This is a genomic window from Cellulophaga omnivescoria (assembly GCF_001999725.1).
Taxonomy (GTDB): domain Bacteria; phylum Bacteroidota; class Bacteroidia; order Flavobacteriales; family Flavobacteriaceae; genus Cellulophaga; species Cellulophaga omnivescoria.
The window spans coordinates 26,295-43,489 of record NZ_MDDP01000020.1; the positions used below are offsets into that span (position 1 = coordinate 26,295).

Consider the following 17,195-nt stretch of genomic DNA (forward strand, 5'->3'; position numbering starts at 1 on the left):
AATTTAAGAATTACAAGCCAAACAGCCTACTATTGCTTTTACTAGTGTGTAAAAACTTAAACACCCTGCAATGCAAGGTGTTTAATGGTCTTTTTTAAAAGATATAGCCTAATGATATTTGTAGAACGCCGTTTTTAATATCTGGGTTTTCTGCAACGGTACTAATACCAAAATTATACCTGGCTTCAGTAAAAATACCATCAGCTAAATGGAGTCCAAACCCGGTATTAAAACCAAAATCTACACTTTTAGCATCTGTATCTAAAGTACCAATATTGTCATCATAAAAAATTGCTTTATCGGATACTAAAAAAGAAACTTGCGGACCAGCTTGTAAAAAGAACTTAGGTAATACGTTGTATTTAAATTGAATAGGAATAGATATGTAGTCTAATTTTGCTTTGTACAGACTGTTTAAATCTGCACCTTGCCTAGAGTACAGTAGCTCTGGTTGAATATTTAGCTTTTCTGAAATTTCGATTTGAGTAAAGAAACCAGCGTGAAAAGTAACAAGGCTATTTTTGTCTTGATTGTTGCCGTACAAATTAGAAACATTTAAACCTGCTTTTGCGCCATAATTTATTTTTTGAGCAATGGCATTACTGCTATAAACAAAAAGAGCTGCTAAAAGTAAAAAGGTAGTTTTTTTCATAATTATATGTTTTTTGTTTTGTAGGATTTTACAACTACTATGCCAAAAAGTGTTAATTTACAATAAGCTTATTCTTGTTTTTTGTAGATTACTAATTACAAATACCTTTAAAATGTATTATTACAAATTACTTTACTATTTTTACGTATTGTTATAAGTTATGAGTAAATCTTTTGAACGTTACCAAAAAAGGAAATTAATTTCCTCTTATTTTTCTGTAGTAATTAGTATTGCTCTAGTTTTATTTTTGCTAGGAGCACTTGGTTTGTTGGTGTTAAATACAAAAAAAATGGCAGATCATTTTAAAGAACAGATAACAGTGTCTGTATTTTTAAAAGACGATGCAAAACAAGTAGAAATAGACCAATTGCAAAAAAGTTTAGCTATGGCAGACTATACTAAGCAAGCCATTTTTGTGTCAAAAGAAGAAGCCGCAGAACAGCATACAGAAGCTATTGGAGAAAATTTTATAGAGTTTTTAGGGTATAATCCTTTAAAAAACTCTATTGATGTACAATTAAAAGCAGACTTTGTATCGCCAACGCAAATTGAAGAAATAGCAGAAAATATACAAGCAAAAGATTATGTAGAAGAAGTAAGTTATGACAAGCCTCTGATATCTTTATTAAATGATAATGTAAAAAAAATTAGTTTATGGATTTTGGTAGCTAGTGGCATATTTGCATTTATTGCATTTTTGTTAATTAACAGTTCTATACGCTTATCTATATACTCTAAACGTTTTATTATTAAAACAATGCAAATGGTTGGTGCAACAAAGCGTTTTATACGCAGACCTTTTTTATGGACAAATATAAAATTAGGTATGTTAGGAGCCTTTATTGCAATGATAGGTTTGGCTGTAACTATTTATTACGTAAACGATTTTTTTCCAGAACTTACTTTGTTTGAAGATCCAACAACTTTAGGGCTGTTATTTGCTGCAATTTTTGTTTTAGGCGTATTAATTTCGTTTATAAGTACATTTTTAGCTACACAACGTTTCTTAAATCTTAGGACAGACGATTTATATTATTAGATTTGCACTGTTAAAAATTATACAAGGATTAAATTTTTTACAAAATGAAAAAAAATAATAACACCACAGGGGAAAGTACTAAAAAGGAATTTATTTTTCAGAAAAAGAATTACATTTTTATGGCTATTGGTCTTGCTTTTCTTACACTTGGTTTTGTATTAATGAGTGGAGGTGGTAGTGATGATCCTAATGTTTTTAATCCTGAAATATATAATTTTAGAAGAATTCGCCTTGCGCCAACTTTGGTGCTAATAGGTTTAGGTATAGAGGTGTATGCCATTTTGTTAAATCCGCACAAGAAGAAAAACTAAATTTTGGACATATTACAAGCAATTATTTTAGCAATTGTAGAAGGTATAACGGAGTATTTACCAGTATCATCTACAGGGCATATGATTATAGTGTCTTCCTTTTTTGGCATAGCTCAAGAAGAATTTACAAAATTATTTACCATAGTTATACAATTAGGTACTATACTCTCTGTGGTTGTGCTTTACTTTAAACGCTTTTTTCAGAGTGTAGATTTTTATTTAAAACTATTGGTAGCATTTATACCTGCTGTTGTTTTAGGCTTGTTGTTAAGTGACGTTATAGACTCTTTATTAGAAAACCCACTTACGGTAGCAATATCCTTAGTAATAGGTGGTGTAATTTTATTACGTGTAGACCATTGGTTTGCGGACTCAGAAGAAAAAGAAATTACTTATTTAACAGCATTAAAAATTGGTTTCTTTCAGTGCTTGGCTATGATACCTGGTGTTAGCAGAAGTGGTGCAAGTATTGTTGGTGGTATGTCTCAAAAACTATCTAGAACTGTGGCAGCAGAGTTTAGTTTTTTTTTAGCAGTACCTACAATGTTAGGTGCAACTTTAAAAAAGAGTTACGACTTTTACAAGCTAGGGTATACGTTAACAGGAGAGCAAATTAACTTATTAATTATTGGTAATGTGGTAGGTTTTTTGGTTGCCTTATTAGCTATTAAAACATTTATAGGTTATTTAAGCAAACACGGTTTTAAAATGTTTGGTTACTACCGTATTGTTGTTGGGTTGGCAATATTGGCAATTCACTACTTTGTACACCCGCTAATAATAATTTAATTTTTTTGTAGCGTGACAAGCAAAGAAGAATTTTTAGAAGGACAGATATTATTAATAGATAAACCACTAACTTGGTCATCTTTTCAGGCAGTAAACGCTTTAAAATGGGGTATTCGCAGAAAATTTGATTTAAAGAAAATTAAAATTGGCCACGCAGGTACTTTAGATCCTTTAGCTACAGGATTATTAATTATTTGTACAGGTAAATTCACAAAAAAAATACCTACACTACAAGGCCAAATAAAAGAATACACAGGAACCATAACTATTGGGGCAACCACACCGTCTTATGATATGGAAACCACAGTAGAAGAGACGTACCCAACAGAACATATAACTGAAGAGCAAATACACGCCGCGACTACTAATTTTATTGGAAAAATACAGCAGGTACCACCAGTTTTTTCGGCATTAAAAAAAGATGGTAAACGCTTGTACGAGTACGCTAGAGAAGGGCAAGCAGTAGAAGTAAAATCTAGAGAAATAGAAATTACTGAGTTTGAAATTACAAAAATAAATTTACCAGAAATAGAATTTAGGGTAGTGTGTAGTAAAGGAACTTACATACGCTCTTTAGCTAACGATTTTGGTAAAGCATTGCAAAGTGGCGCATATTTGTCTGCCCTAAGAAGAACCAAAATAGGTGATTTTAACGTAGATAATGCAATAACTCCTGCAGATTTTCATACCACAGTATTGGGTATGCCAAAACCTAAAGAGTAGTAATAAAACACCTTTTTTGATTAAGAATAAAATATTTTTATAAAAACAAGGTTATTAGTTATATGTTTAAAGATAGTAGATACTTATCATTTTTAATCACATTCTTTTCTATGTCTATTGTTATATTGTCCTTATACAATATACATTTAGGGGCAAAAGAAGAGGAAGAGTATGTGGTAGAACTAGCAATGCTAGAAGAAGATGAGGAGTTAGAGGAGATGCAGAAAGAAGAACAGCAACCTACCCAACAGCAAGAAATAAAAAGCCATATGGCGTATAATGAAAAGGCAAAACCAACTTATGGTAATCCAGAGCCTTTAAAAACGCTAGAAGAATTAATGGAAGAGGCAAAATCTGATGCAGAAAGTGATCCAAATTCAAAATTAATAAGCTCTGAAAATGGCTACGCAGCCAGTTTAAAAGAATTAGCAAAAAAGCGCCAAGAGGCCAAGCAAAAATTAGGAGAAAAAGACGCAAAAAAAGATGAGGTTTCTCATAACTTAGCAAAACGTAAAACGTCTATATCCTTTTCTTTAGTAAAACGAAGTGCTTATGACTTGCCACCGCCAACGTACACTTGTATAGAAGGAGGTAAGGTAGTAATTAATATTGTTGTAGATAATTTAGGTAATGTAATAGATGCAGAATTTAATAAAAAAAGTTCTGGTACCAGTAACGGTTGTTTGGTAGATAATGCCATAGAGTATGCATTACAATCTAAGTTTAGCAATTCCTCTAAAGAAAAGCAAAAAGGAACAATTACTTACCTATTTCAAGGTAAGTAATTGTAGTAGGTCTTCAATAGTATTTAAACCTTTATCTTTATTGTACCAGACTTGTAATTCTTGTTTAAATTCTGGTGTTAAGCTACCGTTTTTGGCTTTAAAATTTTCAACAATTTTGGTAAGTGTGCTTGGTCTAGGACCCCAATCTCCAATAACTTTTTGTGTTTCTTCATTAAAAGCAATAAGCCTTGGTATAGATAATGTGTTGTTGTATAAAAAATGATTCATAAGGTCTAAATTTTCATCTCTTAAAATCACTTTTACATCAATATTAGAATTTTGTTCTGCAATTTTTTGCATTATGGGCATAGATTGTGCAGCATCTCCGCACCAACTTTCTGTAAGTACAAGCCAGGTAATTTTAGTACTACTTTGTTTAATTTTGGTTATGGTGTCATCTGTTAATTTAGTGGTTTTTTCTAAACGCTTCATACGCTTATCATTAAGCATAGTATAATTTGCCAAAGCATCTGTTTGTACAACACCGGTAGACTTGTTGCTGGTAACCAAATTATGCATAAGTTCTCTGTATGTAGTATAAGGCATTGCAGTAGAAATTGCCTTGGTAATTAATGCAGTTACAGTATTGTTTTTTGTATTTGTAGAATTCATAACTAAACGCTTTACTTTTTTTATTCAAAAATAATATAGAAACTATTTATATAAGCTGATAATCGTCATATTGGTAGTGTAAAGTTTTAGAAACTTACAATTAGCACTATTAAGACAAGTTTAACAGTTATACATTACATTTAGTTAACAATGTGAGATAAACTTAAACTTTAAATAATAGATTTCTAACATAGAAAAAATAGATTTGACTTTTAGTAAAATAAATAGAATTTTATGCAGGTTTTACGTCCAGATTTTAGAAGTCAAAAAAAATTTTTGTTATATGAATTTTTAAGAGAGGAAATTGGAGATGATACGCTGAAAAATTTTGTTACGGAAATTGTTTACGATAAAAATACTTACATATATCAGCCGCCTATAGTTGAAAATTACATTTATGAAATTGTTTTTGGAGCAGTTAAGTTAGGAGGGTATTCTGAAAAAGGAGATGAGTATGCTTATGATATTGTGCATACAGGTGACTTTTTTGGGAATTTAAAGTACTTAAACGGTCAGTTTTCTGAATTTGCAAAAACTTTAGTTGATGTAAAAGTTAGGTGTTATGATTTAAACTTTTTTAAAAATGAAGTTAAGAAAAACCCAGAAGCTGCCGAATGGTTTTTTGCTTACTTAACCAAAAGATGGTGCCTAGCAGAAAAAAAGTTATGTAAAGTAAATGAGCGATCTATTATAGGTAAATTAAATTTTTTAAAAACAGTTTATACTATAGATGTTTTAGATGTTAAGGGTAAAGTACATAATATACATTGTTTATTAACCCAAAAAGATAAGGGTGACCTTATTGGGGCCACCCGTCAAACTATTGCTAATGCTTTAAAAAATAATCAGTTTACTTTAGATAAAATTCCAGGGTAAAGAATACCGTCTTTTGCGGTAAAATTTAGTTTAAGTAACTGGCTAATTACAGGAGCCACATCTTCTAGCCCCATTTTCTCTATAGTTTTACCTTTATTAATACCTGCTCCAAAAGCAACAAAACCAGTTTCTATTTCTTTAAAATCTGGAAAAAAACCGTGTGTGCCACCTTTTCTAGGAGATAGTATGTTACCATTAGTTCTAGAAGACATAGCAATGCCAGGTATTGGAGCTAAAGCCAATACAGCATTTGGATCTGCACCAATTTTATCTAATTCTTCTCTGTTAACCACTCTAAATAATTTTTTAATATTATCAGGTAAATTATTTAGTTTGTTGCGGACTTTTTTAATAGTTTTTTTGTCTTTTTTATCCTTTACCATCAAAAAAGCAGAAGCTCCGGATGTATGAAAAGCAGCTTTCCAATTTCCTCTATCTTTTTTATCTTCCATTAAACCTTCTTCTACCAACCAAATGTTGGGGTTTAAAGCAGAATGTATATCTACAAAACCGTGGTCACCAGTAATTATAAATGTTGTTTTATTTTCTATGCCCGCTCTTTTAGAGGCTTCCATAATTTTACCAATAGCCCTATCTACTGCTGCAATAGAAGTGTATACTTTTTCGCCATCTCTGCCTTGCTCGTGCTGAAAATGATCTACAGCAAATAAATGAATAGAAATAAAGTTTGGCTTATATTTTTCAAGTGTATAAGCAGCCATCTCTCCAATTCTATCTTCTCTGTTTAAATAATTGCCATTAAATGTATTCTTATTTAATTTTCCTAATACTTCTTCTTCCATTTCAGCTAAAAAACCTTTAGGAGTTTCAAAATCGCGCATAGGTTTAATACTCCCGTAATCTCCTTTTAAATACCAGTATTCTGGTATGTTATAGTTTATATCTGCGCCTACAGATACAGGCCAAAGAAAGCTAGCGCTTGTTTTGTTAGCTTCTTTAACAGCGGTCCACAGTGTTTTTGTTTTTATAAGGTTGTTTTCCCAGTACCAACGGCCAGTTTGCCCTTTATCTTCAAAAGGACTATTGTAGTAAATACCGTGTTCTTTTGGGTAAGCACCCGTAATTAATGTAGTGTGCGATGGGTATGTTACAGAAGGAAAAATACCTCTAACTCCTTTAGCAGAAACCCCTTCTTTAACCATTTTTTTTAGGTTGGGAGCAGGCCATTTTTCTTCTAAATAAAAGTCTGGTCTAAAACCATCTACAGAAATTAAGATTACATGTTCTGTAATTTGCTTTTCTTGAGCCTCGCAAATATGAGCAGTAATTATAAGGCTTAGTATGTATATAATTTTTTTCATATCATTTTTTAAAATGAAGGGTTTGCTTCGTTTAATCAGCAAACCCTTCCACTATTAAACAAAAATTAAAATTCTTAATTAAAAGTATATCTAGCTCCTAATTGTAATCTCCAAGGAGTTCCGTTTATAGGTTCTGTTCCGCTAGAAGTTTGTACAGAATAATTATAGTTTTGGTTTGTTTGATCAAAACCAGTTATTCTCATTAAATTTCTATTTCCAAAGTTGTGAGACTGTCCCCAATCTTTATTTAGCATATTGGCAAAGTTGAAAATATCCATAGATAGTTCTAATCCTTGTTTTTTGTTTTTAGTTTCAAAACGCTTTTGCAATCTTAAATCTACTACAGCAGAAAAAGGATTTTTTCCACCATTACGCTCAGCAAAACTACCATAACTATCTTTAAGGTATTCTTTAAAACCATCTGGAGTTTCTGGGTCGTTTAATATTTGGTTATAGCTGTCTATAATAGATTGAGGAGTGCTTGGGTCATTTGGGTCAAAAATGTAAGCAACATCATTACTTAAGTTAAAGTCGCCGTTAGCACTAGTATTGCTGTTTACTTTAAAAGTGTATCTAGTACCTCCTTGGCCAATTACTTTTGCACCTAATGTAAAACCTTTCCAGGTAGGTGTAGCACCGTTTACAACCAATTTAGTATCAAAATGGTTATCTGCAAAACCATAATTTAAATCTCTAGGGTCTCCAGATACTGGTAAAAAAGTAGAGGTATTAGCAACACAACAGTTGTAAGAAGAGTTGTCTTTAGATCTGTTAAAAGTAACACTTGCGTTTACGTAACCATCTTTACCAATTTGCGCAGATCCCTCTAATACAAAAGCAAGGTTGTCTAAAACACCATCAGAAGTCATTACCAAAGTTCTACCAACTTGGTCAGATATTCTAGAGTTTTTCCAGTCTGTAGATCCGTTTTCTGTAATTGTATTTGCAGGTACAAAAACCTCTCTACCTTGTTCTGTAACAAAATAAGGCTCTTTAACTAAGTTGGCTTCTTGGTATGTGTAGTTGTTTTTGGTATGACTAAACAAAGCATTAAAACCAAGACTGTATTTGCTACTAAAAAAGTGAGTATAGCTTAAGTTAGCTTTGTATGTTGTTGGTACTTCAAAATCTTTACCCACAGCATTTATTGTAGAAAAAGGAGTAACACCAGCAGGTACACCAGGTACGGTATTAGGGTTGTTTCTATACGATGGAAAATCTGGCGTAGGAACATTGCTGCCCGTAACATCTATAGCGCCTAATAGTGTGCCACTATTTTGAATGTTGTTTACTTGTGCGTAGTAGTGAGGTTGAGCAGAAAAAACGCCTCCTCCTAATTTAAATACATCTTTATTTTCTCCTTTTAAGTTGTATGTAAGCTGAAATCTAGGCTGTATGTTATTGTAATCATCTAACTTTTCATCTGTGCGTATACCTAGTTCTTGGTCTACTACCGGATTGTATTCTGCTGCGTCTAAAAACTTTGTTGCATCCCAACGTACACCAGCTACTAAATTTAAATCTGGAGTAATATCAAAATCTACTTGAGCAAATAAAGATAAATCTAAAACGGTTTGTTTAACAATAGGTAAACCTTGTAAAGGTACTTCTCTAGCATATCTAGACGGAGTTAAGTTCTCAAAATCATCTAAAGAATCAAAATAAAAACGACCATTTTGCTCATTAGAAAGTAATGTCTCTAAAGAAGTAATCATATTATCTGTACCAAAGGTAAAGTTTGCATTATCAGTATTAATGTAGGTAGTATTTGTAAACTGTATTTGGTTTTCTACATTAGTTTCTGGAGAATAACGTTGCCCACCTAATTGTACACTTTTAGTACTGTTATTACCGTTTGGTAAAACGGAAGTAACTTGCACTATTGCTCTTGGTATATTAGATGATGGCAGTTGTGAGCTAGGTGTATAAGCTCTTTCTGCGTGCTGGTACTGAAACTTAAACTCGTTAGTTACAGTAGGACTAAACATAGAGCGTAAAGAAAGCATAGTGCTATTTTCTTTAGATGCAAAATCTGAATATGTTTCTGCTAATTCTATGCTAGAGTTATCACTAACACTAAAAGGATTGTCCCATTTGTTATATAAGTTACGTAGTGTAAGTCTGTGCTTATCATTTATTTGCCAATCTAAACGAATAAAAAGGTTGTTTGCTTCCGTTTCACGATCAAACTGACCAATTTGTTGTTGGTCACCCAAGCCATAAGAGTTTCTACCAATACTTAAGTAGCGGTCTAAATTGTCTTGTGTTATTCCTAATCTATTTTCGTCATCTGTGCTTTGTATATCTGCAATATACCTAGGTTCTCCGGCATCTTGCCTTTCGTAAACAGCAAAAAAATGAAGCTTGTCTTTAATTATAGGTCCGCCTAAGCTAACACCATACTGAGAATTGTAAAAATCTGCAGTACGCTCTTGACCTTGAATGTTGTATTTACTTTGTAGGCCATCTGCTCTGTGGTAAAAGAAAGTGCTACCTTTAAATTCATTAGTACCAGATTTGGTTACAGCAGAAATAGATCCTCCGGCTTGCCTACCTTGTGTAACATTATAATCATTAGTAGAAACTTCAAATTCTCTAATAGCTTCTTGTGATATTGTGTATGGTCCGCTACCAATATCGCCAGCAGTTAGTTGGTTTCTAGCATTAGTACCATCAATAGTTACATTGGTAGATGTCCCTCTTTGTCCGCTTAAATTATAGCTACCGCCACCTTGCAGTGGAGATAAACTAGTTAAGCCAGTAAAGTTTCTTCCTTCTGTAGCAAGTTTTTTAATTTGCGTTGCGCCAATTTTAGTAGAGGCACCAATTTGTTCAATTCTTTTAGATAAACTGTTAGATGATACTACAACTTCATTTAATGTTGTAGAAGATTCTTGCAGTTCAAAATTAATAGTAACTGCATCACTTAAATTAAGCATAATGCCTTCTCTAACAGATTCTGAAAAACCTAGGTATTTTGCCGTAACCTTATATGGCCCACCTAATGGGAGTTGTTGAAATTTAAAATCGCCATTTTCATTTGTTAATGTACCAGATATAAAGCCTGTAGAAATATCTTTTATCACAATTTCTGCGCCCATAAGAGGTTCTCCAATATTATCTTTTACAGAGCCCTTAATAGTTGCATTTGTTGCTTGTGCATAGGAGTTAAGTGAGGTTCCTAGTAAAATAAATAAAGCTATTACCCGTAAGTAATTCTTGTATTTTGTTTCCATTTTTTATAGTTTGTTATTTAATTGGCTGCAAAAGTAGTGGCAGCAACAAACTGAAAAATGTTAGTTTTTAACATTAAAGATAGACTTAACTTTAACTTTAAATTTTAGTAATATAGGAAGACTTTTAGCTAACTGATAACAGATGATTTAGAGGTTTTTTCTAAAAACTCAAAAAAACTAGCCTTGTATTTTTGTCCTATGGGTATTTTGTGATTATCTGTAATAATTTGGTTGCCAGATATACTTTTAATTACGTCTAAATTAATGGCATATGATTTATGTGTTCTTATAAATAAGTTAGTTGGTAGTGACTCTATAAAATTTGTGAAAGTCATATTTGTAACAATGCATTCTTTTTCTAAATGTACTTTAACATAGTCTCCAGATGCTTCAATAAAAATAATATTGTAAGGGAGTACTTTATGTAATACTTTGTTAGATTTAATAATAATAAAATCATTAATTGCTATTTTGTTTTTTTTAATATCTAGCTTGTTAACGGCAGTTAAAAATCTATCAAAAGAAAAAGGTTTTAGCAAGTAATCTGTGGCATTAAGCTCAAAACCATCTATGGCATAATCAGAATAAGCTGTTGTAAAAATAACTTTAGGTGGGTTTTGTAATGATTTGTAAAAAGTTAACCCAGATATTAATGGCATATTAATATCTAAAAATAATAAGTCTATGTTAGAGTTAATTTTTAGCTCTTCTATTGCCTGGTTTGCATTATTACATACGCTAATAAGTTCCAAAAAATTTATATTGTTTATATACTTTTTTAAAACTTGTTGTGAGGATGGTTCGTCATCAATAATTAAACATTTAATACTCATTAGTTTCTGGTTTAGAAGTAGTTAGTGATAAGCTTACTTTAAAAATTTTTTCATTTTCAGTTATAATAAACTTATGTTCCTCTGGATAAATTAACTTTAAGCTGTCTTTAATGTTTTTTAAGCCAATACCAGAATATTTGTTGGGTATAGACTCTTCTTTTGTTGATTTATTATTTTCAATGTAAAATTCAAAAACTCCTTTTTTTTGTTTAAGTTGTATGTTAATAAATGAGTTGTTAGTGTTATTTGTAACACTGTGTTTAAAGCTATTTTCTACTAGTGGTAGTAGCAACATTGGATATAGCATAAAGTTATTATCTTCTACATTTATATGCAATTTTACATTTTTAATGTTTTGAGTTCTTAATTTATTAAAGTTTATATAGTTTTTAATTAATGTAATTTCATCTTGTAAAGAATTTTTTTTTGAACTAGAGTCATAAATAACATATCTTAAAATATCTGATAATTGTATTATGGCGTCTTGTGTTTCATCTTTTTTATCTAAAGCTAATGCGTATATAACATTTAAAGAATTAAATAAAAAATGTGGATTAATTTGAGATCTTAATGAAGTAAGTTGCATTTGTATATGATTATTTTTCATTAACAAACGTTTATTTAGTTGCTTATTAAAGTAAAACCAATCTTCAGATAGTTTTAGTGATGTTGTGGTTGCTAATATGATAAAGAAAATACTGGTAACGCCTATTTTAGTATCATAAGAAATAAAAAAATAAGAGGGAAAAAAGTAATCTAATATAGACTCTAAAAAAAGAGTGTTAAGTTTTGCAAACAAAAATATAATTAGTGCAAAAAGTAAAAAGAAATAGAGATACTTTTCTTTTTTTAAGAAAAAAGGAATTAACAGGTATAAGTTTATTAAGCTAGGAATAGCTACCGACACTAGAAAACCAAAGCTGTAAATAAAATCTATTTTTATAGGCAAATTTCCTTTACTGAAAATAAAAATCAATATACTATAGCACAATACCCAAACCACTATATTAAATAACAATGGGTTATGATTCTTTATACGTATAAAATTGGTGCTATAAATACTCATTATTCTTTTTTAAGAACACACTCATTACTAGTTTTCCACTTGTCTTTGATATCTGATTCCGAATATTTTTTCAAAAATTTAAACAATTGGTCAGATGATCCTGTTAAAATAAGGTTTTCTTGAATACCAATTTTTTCATGCTTAAGGTGTAATTGTTCTTTTTCTAAAAGATCTGTTATTACATCTTCATCTATCCATTTTATATTAATATTTCCATTTTTCTGTATGTCAACTTTTGCTACAGTATGGGTTTCAATTACGGAAAGTTTTGCAAGACTATTTAATTTTTCATTGTTATATTCAAGTAGATTAAAGTCAATAAAAAGCTCCTTATTAATTTTAAAAGTTATTCCAATAAATGATGCTTCTTTATTATTTTCAGTATACTTAATAAAATATCCATTTTTGTATTTATTATATATTTTTAAGTCTTCCTGTGATTTAGGTTCTTTATCTTTTTCAAATTCCGACTTTAATGCTATGATTTCCCATTTCCCATTCTTAGTGTCGTTCCATATTCCAATAAAAGATTTTTCAAAAGTAACAGCTTCAGAAATATAAAAAGGATGTATAGATTTTATAATACAAGAATTGAATAAAACCAATGATAAAATAATTAAAAATTTTTTACTTTGCATAATAGTTGTTTTGGATTTTATGCTAAATAAAAAGAAGATACAATTAATAACAACTCGTTTCGATAAACAAGACTTAACTAATGCCAAACAAATTAAATAACAGAACTTTTACTAAACTTACATACCTTTAAAATATATAACTAATTAAAATTATGGAAAAACACAGATGCGGTTGGTGTGTGGGAGATGATTTGTATGAGGCATATCATGATGAAGAGTGGGGGACTCCTGTAAAGGATGATAATTTGTTATTTGAGTTTTTAATTTTAGAAACTTTTCAGGCTGGGTTAAGTTGGATAACAATTTTACGTAAGCGTGAAAATTTTAAAAAAGCCTTTGATAATTTTGATTATAAAAAAATTGCAAATTACAAACAAGGTAAAATAGATGCTTTGCTACAAGATGCAGGTATTATTAGAAATAAGCTAAAAGTGAACTCTGCTATAACCAACGCAGTTGCTTATATTAAAATACAAAAAGAGTTTGGTAGTTTTAGTGCCTACATATGGAGCTTTGTAAACAACAAGCCAATAAAAAATGCGTTAATTAATTATAAAGAAGCACCTGCAAACACGCCTTTGTCTGACGCAATTAGTAAAGACTTAAAAAAAAGAGGATTTAAATTTGTAGGTAGTACGGTTGTTTATGCGTTTATGCAGGCAACAGGTATGGTTAATGATCATGAAATTAGTTGTTTTAGATATAATGAAGTATAGTATGTTTAAATTAAAAAAGATTGGTTTCTCTGTTGTTCTATTTTTTTTCTGTGTGATAACAATTGTAGCGCAAAATAAAATAGAAAGGGAACACAGAATTTTAAAATCTCAGTTCCCAGAAATTAGTTATACTAAAGAATTGTTGGGTAATGATGTAAAAAAAATAAAATACTATAAGGAAGTTGGTCCGCAAGAAGTTGTGTATACTACCAAGTTTAAAAAGGTTAAGCTCCACTACCAAATGCAGTATTCTAACAATGGAGATTTACAAAATATTGGGTTTAGAATAAAGCAGGTAGATTTTCCGTTTGAAGCTTTTACAGCTATAAATAACCAATTGGTATACTCTTATGATAAATTTAAAATTATAAGAATGTATCAGCAATATCCGGTAGAATCTAGAGAGGATGAAGCTTCTGTACTTAAAAGTGCATTTATGAATTTAATGGAGCCTAATATGCAATACAGACTTATTGTTAAGGGGAGAAAAGATGGTAAAAAAGTTCTAAAAGAATTCTGGTTTACGGCATCAGGATCTTTTGTAAAAGAAAGAAATATGCTGCCAGCTAATTTTGACAGGGTTTTATATTAATTTACAAAACCAGTAAATTACAACCTCTAATATCAGAATTGTCAAACCTGCCAATAATTTCAAAGCTTTGGTTTGGGTGTACTTTACCTAGGTCTTGAGTAGCAATAAAAGCACAAGAGTTTACATTGGCTAGGTCAATTACATTAATACCACCTGTTTTGCCGTTTTTTTGTAGAGTTAAGGGATCTTCAGGATCTCTAGTTAAAATTTTCATCCAAGGTGGTGTGTTAAAAATACCGTTTCCTTTAGAATAACCTTGTGATAGTAACTCGGTCATTCCGTACTCAGAATGTATTTCTGTAACACCAAACCCATTTTTTAACTCTTGGTGTAGTTCTTCCCTAATTAGTTCTTTTCTTCTACCTTTCATACCGCCAGTTTCCATAATAATGGTGTTTTTAAGGTGTAGTTTGTATTGTTCAGCAACATCTAACAAAGCAAAAGAAACACCAATTAGAAGTACCTTTTGGCCTTTTTCCTCTAAAAATTCTAATTTTTTAACTAAGGCATCAATATTGTTGAGGTAAAAACCACTATCTGGGTGTCCACTTTTTTTAATAAGGTCATCTGCCATATATATTAATGAAGAACCTGTGCGCTCTAAATATGATGGCAATAGCGCTAAAACACAATATTCTTTTATATCTCCATAAAAATGTTTAAAGCCCTTAAGGTAGCTATCTATATATATTTGTACACTAGCAACATGGTGCTTACTGGTAACTGTACCCGTTGTACCGCTACTGCTAAATGTTATTTGTGGTTTGGTATTTTTTATAAGAACCTTTTTTGTTTTAAAAAATTGAATGGGTAAAAAAGGAATATCTGTGTAATTAATTACGTTGCTACAATCTTTGTGTAGATGATTACAAAATTCCTGATAGACTAAATTATTGTTGTACTGAAATTTAAATACTTCTAATGCAGTTGTATTAAAATCTTCTTCGGTTTTTGTAGTAAAAATAGCCTCTGTATTCATTGTAATAAATAATACTGCAAAAGTAAGCAACAACTTAGTTGTATAAAACAAAAAGCCCTAACATATTGTTAGGGCCTTTATGTGGTTGTTTGGGTTTTATTTTTATTTCACGACTAATTTGCGTGTTACTGTTTTTTTATTTTCTGTTACTTGCATTAAATACATTCCAGGAATTAACTTAGAGATATTTAATTGTTTTGCAATTAAGCGCTGTTTTAAAACAACTTCACCAAAAATGTTATAAACAACAATGTCTTTAGCTCTGTTTTCTTTAGTTGTAATGTAAACGGTTCTGTCTGCTACCGGATTAGGGTATAGTTTAAAATCTGCAATTTGGGGAATATTGCTATTTTGCATAGGAAAGTTAGCTGCCTTTTCTTGGGCAGAAACTAGCAAGCAAAATGTCATTAAAAACAAAATGTAGATTTTCTTCATTTTTTTGCTGATTTGGGATTAGCTCTGTAAATGTATGTTAAGTAACTCCTTAAAAATATTTAATGTTGTGAAAAGTGATTTATTGTAGGTTAAATCGCCTTTTTTAAGTTGTTAAGAAATAAAATTTTAAAAAATACGTTGCTCGGATGAACTGCAACAAATAATTACTTAATAATTAGTTTACGAGTGGCAACCTTATCTTTTTCAAAAACACGAATAACGTAAACGCCAGCATCTAAATTAGATAAATTTAACTCTTTGCCAATTAATTTGGTTTCTAGCGCTTTGTTACCTAAAACATCAAAAATTAATATTTTTTTTGGAGCATTTTTCTTAGTGCTAATGTATATTTTTCCATTAGTTACTGGGTTTGGATAAAGCTTTAGACCTTCTATATCAGAGCCATTTTTAGCGTCTTGCCCAAAGGCAACCACAGTAGAAAATGCAAAAAATAAGACAAGGTATAAGTGTTTCATATATAGCTGTATGCAATAAATATACTACAAATATACTAAAGAGTTACTTTTTACGTTGCAATAAATTTAACATTTTCGATAAAAAGAAAAAACTTTAACAAAAGAAAGAAAAAACATCATAATTAATAAGGTGATTTTGGAGCATAAAAAAACCGCCTAAACTTAGTTTAGGCGGTCTTTTATAAATTATTTTTTATGGCTTATAAACCAACTGTCCAACCAGTAGCCCAGTCAGGCGTAGCAGCACCATTACCAGCACCAGTTGCAGTACCTTCTGTGTAGAAGTCTTGCTTAGCACCAGCATAATCAGTTTCAACAAAACCAGTTGCTTTAGCGTCAAATTGGATGTTAGTAATAACTAAATCACCAGCTTCAATTCTTGTTGCTGCAGGAGCATCCGTACTTTTTACTTTAACACCTAAATCAATTCCAGAAGTGTAGAAGTTGTCAATTGTGAATTTTCCACCACCTTCTTTGTAGTAAAGTGCACCTTCTGAAACAGGACCAACAACTGTAATATTACTTAATGTTGTTGTAGTTACAGGATCTACACCAGCTGGCTCTTCTGCAAGGTTAGAACCTTCTATACCAGCAAAAGCAGCACCAGAGATGTACCAAAATTCTCCGTTACCATTCCAGCCGTCAGCAAAATCAATACCATCATCACCAGAGTTAGTAGATACTAAGTATTTACCAGTAACAGTACCACCAAAGAACTCAATACCATCATCGTTACCGTTGTAAGATTGAACATACTCTACAGTAGTTTCAGAACCAACACCAAATAATGATAAACCGTTAAACTCTTTAGAGTTTGTAAAAGTAGCACCAGTATACTCTAAACGTAAGTATGTTATAGAACCAGAATTATCATCTGCAACCGTACCACCATAAGTTAAATCTGCAACTTCAGAAGTAACAGCAGTACCCTTGTTTGTTGGTGCTTTACCACACACAACTAAACCACCCCAGTCACCAGGAGCAGGTGAAGCCTCACCAGAAGTCATAACAACAGTATGAATAGAAGTACCATTAATAAAACTTTTACAACCGTTTGCAACAGCTATGTAAGAGCTATTTTGTACGATAGACACAATGAAAGTACCAGATAGAAA

Annotated in this window: 19 protein-coding genes; 8 read left to right on the forward strand and 11 right to left on the reverse strand. The window is 31.1% G+C overall.

Annotation, left to right across the window (positions count from 1 at the left end):
• Positions 1–94 precede the first annotated feature (94 nt).
• Positions 95–652: a porin family protein gene (locus tag BFJ87_RS10615; RefSeq protein ID WP_077404004.1), complete on the reverse strand. Its 558-nt coding sequence runs from the start codon at positions 650–652 to the stop codon at positions 95–97.
• A gap of 160 nt (positions 653–812) precedes the next feature.
• Between BFJ87_RS10615 and BFJ87_RS10620 the strand changes: the two genes are divergently transcribed.
• The 5 genes from BFJ87_RS10620 (at position 813) to BFJ87_RS10640 (ending at position 4,299) form a co-directional block, all read left to right on the forward strand.
• A complete protein-coding gene (locus tag BFJ87_RS10620; protein WP_077404006.1) occupies positions 813–1,691 on the forward strand; it encodes a cell division protein FtsX in 879 nt (292 codons plus the stop codon).
• A 44-nt stretch (positions 1,692–1,735) separates the two neighbouring features.
• A complete protein-coding gene (locus tag BFJ87_RS10625; protein ID WP_077404009.1) occupies positions 1,736–2,002 on the forward strand; it encodes a DUF3098 domain-containing protein in 267 nt (88 codons plus the stop codon).
• Between the two features lie 3 nt (positions 2,003–2,005).
• Complete coding sequence (locus tag BFJ87_RS10630) at positions 2,006–2,791, forward strand: undecaprenyl-diphosphate phosphatase (protein WP_013620481.1); 786 nt, start codon at positions 2,006–2,008, stop codon at positions 2,789–2,791.
• A 12-nt stretch (positions 2,792–2,803) separates the two neighbouring features.
• Entirely contained in the window at positions 2,804–3,514 is a 711-nt protein-coding gene (gene truB / locus BFJ87_RS10635) for a tRNA pseudouridine(55) synthase TruB (protein WP_077404012.1), read from the forward strand.
• 110 nt (positions 3,515–3,624) lie between these two features.
• The gene (locus BFJ87_RS10640) at positions 3,625–4,299 is read left to right on the forward strand and encodes a hypothetical protein (protein WP_245799625.1); all 675 of its coding nucleotides are present in this window, start codon (positions 3,625–3,627) and stop codon (positions 4,297–4,299) included.
• On the opposite strand, the gene BFJ87_RS10645 is transcribed toward BFJ87_RS10640, so the two are convergent.
• A complete protein-coding gene (locus BFJ87_RS10645) occupies positions 4,282–4,911 on the reverse strand; it encodes a thioredoxin family protein (RefSeq protein ID WP_077404018.1) in 630 nt (209 codons plus the stop codon). The two genes, BFJ87_RS10640 and BFJ87_RS10645, sit on opposite strands and share 18 nt — an antisense overlap.
• 234 nt (positions 4,912–5,145) lie before the next feature.
• Here BFJ87_RS10645 and BFJ87_RS10650 point away from each other — a divergent pair, with 234 nt between their 5' ends.
• On the forward strand, positions 5,146–5,787 hold the full coding sequence (locus BFJ87_RS10650) for a Crp/Fnr family transcriptional regulator (protein WP_077404021.1): 642 nt from the start codon (positions 5,146–5,148) through the stop codon (positions 5,785–5,787).
• On the opposite strand, the gene BFJ87_RS10655 is transcribed toward BFJ87_RS10650, so the two are convergent.
• From BFJ87_RS10655 to BFJ87_RS10675, 5 genes are all read right to left on the reverse strand, one after another.
• Positions 5,757–7,109, reverse strand: coding sequence for an alkaline phosphatase family protein (locus BFJ87_RS10655; protein WP_077404024.1), 1,353 nt, complete (start codon positions 7,107–7,109; stop codon positions 5,757–5,759). The two genes, BFJ87_RS10650 and BFJ87_RS10655, sit on opposite strands and share 31 nt — an antisense overlap.
• Before the next feature lie 74 nt (positions 7,110–7,183).
• On the reverse strand, positions 7,184–10,345 hold the full coding sequence (locus tag BFJ87_RS10660) for a TonB-dependent receptor (protein ID WP_077404027.1): 3,162 nt from the start codon (positions 10,343–10,345) through the stop codon (positions 7,184–7,186).
• 128 nt (positions 10,346–10,473) lie between these two features.
• Positions 10,474–11,178: a LytR/AlgR family response regulator transcription factor gene (locus tag BFJ87_RS10665; protein ID WP_077404030.1), complete on the reverse strand. Its 705-nt coding sequence runs from the start codon at positions 11,176–11,178 to the stop codon at positions 10,474–10,476.
• Positions 11,168–11,785, reverse strand: coding sequence for a sensor histidine kinase (locus BFJ87_RS16895; protein ID WP_171974502.1), 618 nt, complete (start codon positions 11,783–11,785; stop codon positions 11,168–11,170). Before BFJ87_RS16895 ends, BFJ87_RS10665 begins: the two co-directional genes overlap by 11 nt.
• Positions 11,786–12,243: 458 nt before the next feature.
• Positions 12,244–12,882: a hypothetical protein gene (locus tag BFJ87_RS10675; protein WP_077404036.1), complete on the reverse strand. Its 639-nt coding sequence runs from the start codon at positions 12,880–12,882 to the stop codon at positions 12,244–12,246.
• A 152-nt stretch (positions 12,883–13,034) separates the two neighbouring features.
• On the opposite strand from BFJ87_RS10675, the gene BFJ87_RS10680 reads away from it, so the two are divergent.
• Together BFJ87_RS10680 and BFJ87_RS10685 are read left to right on the forward strand one after the other, a co-directional pair.
• A complete protein-coding gene (locus tag BFJ87_RS10680; protein ID WP_077404039.1) occupies positions 13,035–13,598 on the forward strand; it encodes a DNA-3-methyladenine glycosylase I in 564 nt (187 codons plus the stop codon).
• A 52-nt stretch (positions 13,599–13,650) separates the two neighbouring features.
• Positions 13,651–14,190, forward strand: a complete 540-nt coding sequence (locus tag BFJ87_RS10685; RefSeq protein WP_139344234.1) for a hypothetical protein — start codon at positions 13,651–13,653, stop codon at positions 14,188–14,190.
• 1 nt (position 14,191) lies between these two features.
• Here BFJ87_RS10685 and BFJ87_RS10690 read toward each other — a convergent pair whose 3' ends face one another.
• From BFJ87_RS10690 to BFJ87_RS10705, 4 genes are all read right to left on the reverse strand, one after another.
• A complete protein-coding gene (locus BFJ87_RS10690; protein WP_077404057.1) occupies positions 14,192–15,169 on the reverse strand; it encodes a LuxE/PaaK family acyltransferase in 978 nt (325 codons plus the stop codon).
• Between the two features lie 102 nt (positions 15,170–15,271).
• Positions 15,272–15,604: a T9SS type A sorting domain-containing protein gene (locus tag BFJ87_RS10695; RefSeq protein WP_077404045.1), complete on the reverse strand. Its 333-nt coding sequence runs from the start codon at positions 15,602–15,604 to the stop codon at positions 15,272–15,274.
• A gap of 164 nt (positions 15,605–15,768) precedes the next feature.
• Positions 15,769–16,080, reverse strand: a complete 312-nt coding sequence (locus tag BFJ87_RS10700; RefSeq protein ID WP_077404048.1) for a T9SS type A sorting domain-containing protein — start codon at positions 16,078–16,080, stop codon at positions 15,769–15,771.
• Positions 16,081–16,280: 200 nt separating this feature from the next.
• Positions 16,281–17,195, reverse strand: a 915-nt coding sequence (locus BFJ87_RS10705) for a hypothetical protein (protein WP_077404060.1), incomplete at its 5' end; no start/stop codon positions are given.

Coding starts and splice junctions, on each gene's coding strand:
- BFJ87_RS10615 (WP_077404004.1), bottom strand. CDS start 652: ATGAAAAAAACTACCTTTTTACTTTTAGCAGCTCTTTTTGTTTATAGC.
- BFJ87_RS10620 (WP_077404006.1), top strand. CDS start 813: ATGAGTAAATCTTTTGAACGTTACCAAAAAAGGAAATTAATTTCCTCT.
- BFJ87_RS10625 (WP_077404009.1), top strand. CDS start 1,736: ATGAAAAAAAATAATAACACCACAGGGGAAAGTACTAAAAAGGAATTT.
- BFJ87_RS10640 (WP_245799625.1), top strand. CDS start 3,625: ATGTCTATTGTTATATTGTCCTTATACAATATACATTTAGGGGCAAAA.
- BFJ87_RS10645 (WP_077404018.1), bottom strand. CDS start 4,911: ATGAATTCTACAAATACAAAAAACAATACTGTAACTGCATTAATTACC.
- BFJ87_RS10650 (WP_077404021.1), top strand. CDS start 5,146: ATGCAGGTTTTACGTCCAGATTTTAGAAGTCAAAAAAAATTTTTGTTA.
- BFJ87_RS10655 (WP_077404024.1), bottom strand. CDS start 7,109: ATGAAAAAAATTATATACATACTAAGCCTTATAATTACTGCTCATATT.
- BFJ87_RS10660 (WP_077404027.1), bottom strand. CDS start 10,345: ATGGAAACAAAATACAAGAATTACTTACGGGTAATAGCTTTATTTATT.
- BFJ87_RS10665 (WP_077404030.1), bottom strand. CDS start 11,178: ATGAGTATTAAATGTTTAATTATTGATGACGAACCATCCTCACAACAA.
- BFJ87_RS16895 (WP_171974502.1), bottom strand. CDS start 11,785: ATGAAAAATAATCATATACAAATGCAACTTACTTCATTAAGATCTCAA.
- BFJ87_RS10675 (WP_077404036.1), bottom strand. CDS start 12,882: ATGCAAAGTAAAAAATTTTTAATTATTTTATCATTGGTTTTATTCAAT.
- BFJ87_RS10680 (WP_077404039.1), top strand. CDS start 13,035: ATGGAAAAACACAGATGCGGTTGGTGTGTGGGAGATGATTTGTATGAG.
- BFJ87_RS10690 (WP_077404057.1), bottom strand. CDS start 15,169: ATGAATACAGAGGCTATTTTTACTACAAAAACCGAAGAAGATTTTAAT.
- BFJ87_RS10695 (WP_077404045.1), bottom strand. CDS start 15,604: ATGAAGAAAATCTACATTTTGTTTTTAATGACATTTTGCTTGCTAGTT.
- BFJ87_RS10700 (WP_077404048.1), bottom strand. CDS start 16,080: ATGAAACACTTATACCTTGTCTTATTTTTTGCATTTTCTACTGTGGTT.